Origin of the sequence: Mycobacterium sp., from assembly GCF_049280035.1 — a bacterium.
Classification (GTDB): Bacteria; Actinomycetota; Actinomycetes; order Mycobacteriales; family Mycobacteriaceae; genus Mycobacterium.
Genome location: NZ_JBAPPI010000214.1, coordinates 1 through 6,216 on the forward strand (window position 1 = coordinate 1; position 6,216 = coordinate 6,216).

6 protein-coding genes are annotated in these 6,216 nt (G+C 64.0%); 4 read left to right on the plus strand and 2 right to left on the minus strand.

Features of this window, described 5'->3' with window-relative positions; all coding sequences use genetic code 11:
• From pstS to pstA, 3 genes are all read left to right on the plus strand, one after another.
• Nucleotides 1–900, plus strand: a 900-nt coding sequence (pstS, locus tag WAN71_RS07100) for a phosphate ABC transporter substrate-binding protein PstS (protein WP_422224657.1), incomplete at its 5' end; no start/stop codon positions are given.
• A gap of 84 nt (nucleotides 901–984) precedes the next feature.
• Nucleotides 985–1,980 (plus strand): phosphate ABC transporter permease subunit PstC, encoded by a 996-nt coding sequence (gene pstC / locus WAN71_RS07105; protein ID WP_422224662.1) that lies wholly within the window; start codon nucleotides 985–987, stop codon nucleotides 1,978–1,980.
• 1 nt (nucleotide 1,981) lies between these two features.
• Nucleotides 1,982–2,836 (plus strand): phosphate ABC transporter permease PstA, encoded by an 855-nt coding sequence (pstA, locus tag WAN71_RS07110; RefSeq protein ID WP_422224658.1) that lies wholly within the window; start codon nucleotides 1,982–1,984, stop codon nucleotides 2,834–2,836.
• A gap of 16 nt (nucleotides 2,837–2,852) precedes the next feature.
• Here pstA and WAN71_RS07115 read toward each other — a convergent pair whose 3' ends face one another.
• Nucleotides 2,853–4,094, minus strand: a complete 1,242-nt coding sequence (locus tag WAN71_RS07115; RefSeq protein WP_422224659.1) for a DNA polymerase domain-containing protein — start codon at nucleotides 4,092–4,094, stop codon at nucleotides 2,853–2,855.
• A 65-nt stretch (nucleotides 4,095–4,159) separates the two neighbouring features.
• Between WAN71_RS07115 and fadD2 the strand changes: the two genes are divergently transcribed.
• A complete protein-coding gene (gene fadD2 / locus WAN71_RS07120) occupies nucleotides 4,160–5,836 on the plus strand; it encodes a long-chain-fatty-acid--CoA ligase FadD2 (protein WP_422224660.1) in 1,677 nt (558 codons plus the stop codon).
• 13 nt (nucleotides 5,837–5,849) lie between these two features.
• On the opposite strand, the gene WAN71_RS07125 is transcribed toward fadD2, so the two are convergent.
• A partial coding sequence (locus tag WAN71_RS07125; RefSeq protein WP_422224661.1) for a DinB family protein occupies nucleotides 5,850–6,216 on the minus strand: 367 nt, incomplete at its 5' end.

The following is a 6,216-nucleotide window of genomic DNA, read 5'->3' on the forward strand; positions in this document are numbered from 1 at the left end:
TACCCGAACGTCACGATCACGACCGCGTCCACCGGGTCGGGCGCCGGGATCTCCCAGGCAATTGCCAGGGCGGTCGACATCGGCGCCTCCGGCGCCTACCTGTCGGAGGGTCAGCTTTCCGCGCACAAGGGGCTGATGAATATCGCCTTGGCCATATCCGCCGAGGAGGTCCACTACAACGTGCCCGGCGTCAGCGAGCACCTCAAGCTGAACGGCAAGGTGCTGGCAGCCATGTATGAAGGCACGATCAAAACCTGGAATGATCCGCAGATCGCCGCGCTCAACCCCGGAGTGAATTTGCCGGCCATCCCGGTGGTTCCGCTACACCGCTCCGACGGGTCCGGCGATTCTTTCGTGTTCACCCAGTACCTGTCGAAACAAGACCCCGACGGCTGGGGTAAGTCGCCGGGCTTTGGTACCACCGTCGACTTCCCCGCGGTGCCGGGCGCGCTCGGTGAGAACGGCGCCGGTGGCATGGTGACCGGCTGCGCTCAGACTCCCGGGTGCGTCGCCTACATCGGCATCAGCTATCTCGACCAGGCCAGCCAGAAGGGACTTGGCGTGGCCGAGCTGGGCAATGCCTCCGGCAAGTACCTGCTGCCGGACGCCCAAAGTATCCAGGCTGAGGCCACCGGGTTCGCCTCGCAGACCCCGGCAAACCAGGTGATCTCACTGATCAACGGACCAGCGGCCAACGGGTACCCGATCGTCAACTACGAGTACGCCGTTGTCTACGGCAGCCAGAAGGATGCCGCTACCGCTCAGACGCTGCAGGCATTTCTGCACTGGGTGGTGACCGAAGGTAGCGGCCCCTCGTTCCTGGACAAGGTTCACTTTCAACCGCTGCCATCCTCGGTGCAGAAGCAGTCAGACGTCCAAATCGCCAGCATCACAAGCTAACTGGTTGCCTTGACGGTTCCCACGCGACAGCGGGCGCCGGCCGACCCGCTAGTGGTATCCCGCATCCTGGGCCGCATCCGTGGCATGAGCCGCGGCGACCTTGCTGTCCGGTGGGCTGGTGGGGCGGGCGCGGTGATCCCGCTGCTCGCGCTGTTGTTCGTGCTGGGCACGCTGGTCATCGAGGCGCTTCCGGCGATCAGGCTAAACGGGCTGCACTTCTTTACCGCCACCGAATGGAACCCGGGAAACCTTTACGGCAGCACCGAAGACAGCAACGGTGTGCCATATCCGGTTGGCGCGTACTACGGCGCATTGCCGATGATCGTCGGCACGCTGGCGAGCTCCGCGATCGCCCTGATCATCGCTGTACCGGTGTCTGTCGGGGCGGCGTTGGCGATCGTGGAACGACTACCGAAACGCGGCGCCTCGGCCGTCGGCATGGTGCTCGAATTGCTCGCCGGGATCCCCAGTGTCGTCGTCGGCCTCTGGGGGGCAATGACTTTCGGGCCGTTCATCGCCCACCACGTCGCTCCCGTGATCGCTCGCAATATGCCGAATGTGCCGGGGCTCAATTATTTCCGCGGCGACACCGGCAACGGAGAAGGCATGTTGGTGTCTGGTCTGGTGTTGGCGGTGATGATCATTCCGATCATCGCCAGCACCTGCCGCGATCTGATCCGGCAGGTGCCGTCGCTGCCCCGCGAGGGTGCGATCGCGCTCGGCATGTCCGACTGGGAGTGTGCGCGCAGGGTGACCCTGCCGTGGGTGTCCAGCGGCATTATCGGCGCCGTCGTGCTGGGACTGGGACGCGCGCTCGGCGAGACGATGGCCGTTGCCATGGTGTCCGGCGCCGAGTTGGGTGCGATGCCAGGCAACATCTACTCGACCATGACCACCATCGCCGCAACCGTTGTGTCGCAGTTGGATTCAGCGTTAACCGACTCCACCAACTTCGCAGTGAAGACCCTTGCCGAGGCAAGTCTTGTGCTGATGGTGATCACGTTGCTGACGAATATGTTGGCTCGTGCGATGGTGCGCCGCGCGTCGGGTACCGCGCTACCGGTCGGGCGAGGTATCTGAAATGTGGTCGGTAACCTCGCGGCGCAAAACCACCAACGCGATCTGGTGGACCGGATGTTTCTGTTGTCTGGCGATGGTGATCGCACCGACGTTGTGGATGCTGATCGGGGTCGTCGGCCGTGCGTTGCCGGTGTTCCACTGGAGCGTGCTGGTCGAGGACTCTCATGGCGGCGGCGGCGGTCTTCGCAACGCCATTGTCGGTACCTTGGTCCTGGGTCTGGGGGTCATGCTGGTGGGTGGCACCGTCAGCGTGCTGGCCGGGATCTACCTATCCGAATTCGCCACCGGCAGAACGCGTTCGATTCTGCGCGGCGCCTACGAGGTACTGTCCGGCATCCCGTCCATCGTGCTCGGATACGTCGGCTACCTGGCGCTGGTGGTCTACTTCGACTGGGGGTTCTCGCTGGCGGCCGGGGTCTTGACGTTGTCGGTCTTGAGTATCCCGTACATCGCTAAGGCCACCGAGTCGGCGCTCGGTCAGGTGCCGACGGCATACCGCGAAGGGGCGACGGCGCTGGGGTTGCCGGTGGTTTGGACGCTGCGCAAGATCGTGCTTAAGACGGCATTACCCGGAATCGTCACCGGCATGCTGGTGGCGCTCGCGCTGGCGATCGGTGAGACGGCGCCGATGCTGTATACGGCCGGCTGGTCGGATTCCCTTCCGACCGGCAATCTCACTGACTCGCCGGTCGGTTACCTGACATATCCGATCTGGACGTTCTATAACTTGCCGTCGAAGTCAGCCCTGGACCTGTCCTATGACGCGGCCTTCTTGCTGATCGTGTTCTTGCTGCTGCTGATCGTCCTGGGACGGCTGATCACCTGGTTCGCGCGGCGGCATTCAGAATCGGCGTGAGCTTTGCCGGCGGCGCTCAACGCGTGGGCGGGGCAGGCCAGGGGCTGTAGTCGGCGATCAACTTCTCCTGCGGCGGTCGCTGGTCGTCGGGAACGTGCTGCAGGTTGATCCGAATCCGGTACCAGATCGAACTCGGTCCACGCATCCCATCGACTAGCACATCTGCCGGCTGCAGGCGATCCGCCGCGGCGGGGTAGCGCTCCCGCCAGGTATCCAGGGCGGCCATTGCCTCATCTTTGGTCTTGGTGCGGGCGATCTCGATGAGCGGCATCACCGACTGGCGGCGGCCCGTGCCCGCGTCGCGGCGCGCGCCTTTGGGCGCCTTCTCGGCGGGCCCGAGTTCCTCGGCGAGCGTAAGCAGTCGCTCGAGGCCGGCGGCGGTGTCGTTCATCGCGGCCCACGGATCCCCGACGTCGGCGAACCGCTTCGGCACCGTCGCGACGGTGAAGCTGGCCGGGTCGCAGCCGGCGACCTCATCCCAATACAGCGGCGTCGACACCCGCGCATCCGACGTGGCCCGCACCGAATACGCCGATGCGACCGTGCGGTCCTTGGCGTTCTGGTTGAAGTCGACGAACACGCCCTCGCGTTCTTCCTTCCACCAGCGGCTGGTCGCCAGGTGGGGGGCACGCCGCTCCACCTCCCGCGCCACCGTCTGGGCAGCCAGCCGCACTTGGCGAAAAGACCAGCCCGGCACGATGCGTGCATAGATGTGGAAGCCACGCGAACCCGACGTCTTCGGCCAAGCAGTCAGCCCGTAATCCACCAGCACGTCGCGGGCCACCGATGCGACGTCGAGAATCTGGCGCCACTGCACCCCGGGCATAGGGTCCAAATCGACGCGTAACTCGTCCGGGTGGTCGAGATCATCGGCGAGCACAGGATGCGGATTGAGGTCAACACAGCCCAGATTGATCGCCCAGGCCAGCCCGGCGGCGTCATGGATGACGGCCTCCTTGGCCGAAGTCCCGGATGCGTAGCGCAACTCGGCGACGTCCACCCAGTCCGGCCGCTTTTCCGGCGCACGCTTCTGAAAGATCGCCTCCTGCTCGATGCCCTTGACGAAGCGCTTCAGGATCATCGGGCGTCCGGCCACGCCCCGCAGAGCACCGTCGGCAACGGAGAGGTAATAGCGGATCAGGTCCAGTTTGGTAAGGCCGCCGTGCCCGCCATGAGCACCGTGACTGGGAAAGATCACCTTGTCCGGGTGGGTCACCTCGACCCGGCGTCCGCCCACGTCCAGTGCCACCGGCCCCATGGGTCGATGGTAATTCCGGCGGATTTTCAAGCCTGGCTGCGACGTACGTCACATAGGGTGGAAGCATGCCTAATCTCTTCGATATCCCCGGGCAGGCGGTAGCCAAGGTTCAGCAGTATGCCGAGCGTGGGGTAGCCGAGCTGCACTACCTCCGCAAGATCATCGAGTCGGGGGCGTTCCGGCTGGAGCCGCCGCTGAACTATGCCGCGATGGCAGCTGACATTCGGAATTGGGGCGAGATCGGCATGTTGCCGTCGTTTAATGCGCGGCGCACACCCAACCGCGCGGCGATCATCGACGACGACGGCGCGCTGACCTTCAAGGAACTCGACGAGGCCGCCAACGCGGTGGCCCACGGGCTGCTGGCCAAGGGTGTCCGCGGTGGCGACGGTGTGGCGATTCTGGCGCGCAACCACCGCTGGTTTGCCATTGCGGAATTCGGCTGTGCGCGGGTCGGGGCCCGCATCATCTTGTTGAACAGCTCGTTCTCCGGCCCGCAGATCAAAGAAGTCTCCGAGCGCGAAGACGCCAAACTGCTGATCTACGACGACGAGTACAGCAAGGACGTCAGCAAGGCCGAGCCTCCGCTGGGCAAGCTGCGCGCCCTGGCGTTTACTCCGGACGGTGACGACTCAGGCAGCACCGACGAGACGTTGGCCGACCTGGTCGCCGCCAACAGTAAGTCGCCCGCCCCCAAGGCCGGCAAGCATTCGTCGATCATCATCCTGACCAGCGGCACCACCGGTACGCCCAAGGGCGCGAACCGGAGTACCCCGCCGACGTTGGCGCCGATCGGCGGCATCTTGTCGCATGTTCCGTTCAAGGCCAACGAGGTGACTTCGTTGCCGGCACCGATGTTCCACGCACTGGGTTTCTTGCACGCCACCATCGGGATGTTTTTGGGCTCGACGCTGGTGCTGCACGGCAAGTTCAAGCCGGCTGTCGTGCTAGAAGACATCGAAAAGCACAAAGTGACAGCGGTGGTCGTGGTGCCGGTGATGTTGTCGCGGATGCTCGATGCGCTGGAGAAGATGGACAAGAAACCCGATCTGTCGAGCTTGCGGATCATCTTTGCCTCCGGATCGGCCCTCGGGGCAGACTTGGCCGAGCGGACGCTTAAGGACATCGGCCCAGTGATCTACAACATGTATGGCTCGACCGAGATCGCGTTCGCCACCATCGCCGAGCCAAAGCATCTGCAACACAACTCCTCGACGGCTGGACCGGTTGTCAAGGGTGTGAAGGTGAAGATCTTCGACGACAACGGCACGGAATTGCCGCAGGGCGAGGTGGGGCGGATCTTCGTCGGCACCACATTCCCGTTCGAGGGCTACACCGGCGGCGGCGGCAAGCAGATCATTGACGGCATGCTGTCATCCGGTGATGTCGGCTACTTCGACGAGCATGGCCTGCTCTACATCAGTGGCCGCGACGACGAGATGATCGTCTCCGGCGGCGAAAACGTCTTCCCCGCCGAAGTTGAGGATCTGATCAGCGGGCATCCCGACGTGATAGAGGCCACCGCGCTTGGCGTAGAGGACAAAGAATGGGGTCATCGGCTGCGCGCCTTCGTGGTGAAGAAGCAGAACGCCGACCTCGACGAGGACACCGTCAAACACTATGTCCGCGACCACCTGGCCAAGTACAAGGTGCCGCGCGAGGTGATCTTCCTCGACGAGTTGCCGCGTAACCCAACCGGCAAAATCCTCAAACGCGAGTTGCGTGAGCTCGAGGTCGAATAGCCGCGCGACTAGCTCAGCCGTCGAATCCGGTTGCGCCATCGAGTTGTTCGCGCAGGATGTCGAGTTGTCCGGTGTGGCGGGCAGTCTCCTCGACCATGTGCACGTAGACCCAGCGCAGCGAAACAGTCCCGAAGCGACGATGCGGCACCACATGGTCGAGCGGATACCGTGCCGCGATACGCCGGGACTGCTCGCATTGGGCTTGATATTCGCTGATCAGCGTTGGCAGTGACTCCTCGGGGAGGAACTCGAACTCCCAGGAGCGTTCGTGGGCGCGACGGTTGTCGTCGCTTCGTTCCTGCAAAAGTTGTTCGAACCAGCCGTATTCCGCCCAACGCAGGTGCTTGATCAGCCCGCCCACGTTGGTCGGCGAGGTGATG

Coding starts and splice junctions, on each gene's coding strand:
- pstC (WP_422224662.1), top strand. CDS start 985: ATGAGCCGCGGCGACCTTGCTGTCCGGTGGGCTGGTGGGGCGGGCGCG.
- pstA (WP_422224658.1), top strand. CDS start 1,982: ATGTGGTCGGTAACCTCGCGGCGCAAAACCACCAACGCGATCTGGTGG.
- WAN71_RS07115 (WP_422224659.1), bottom strand. CDS start 4,094: ATGGGGCCGGTGGCACTGGACGTGGGCGGACGCCGGGTCGAGGTGACC.
- fadD2 (WP_422224660.1), top strand. CDS start 4,160: ATGCCTAATCTCTTCGATATCCCCGGGCAGGCGGTAGCCAAGGTTCAG.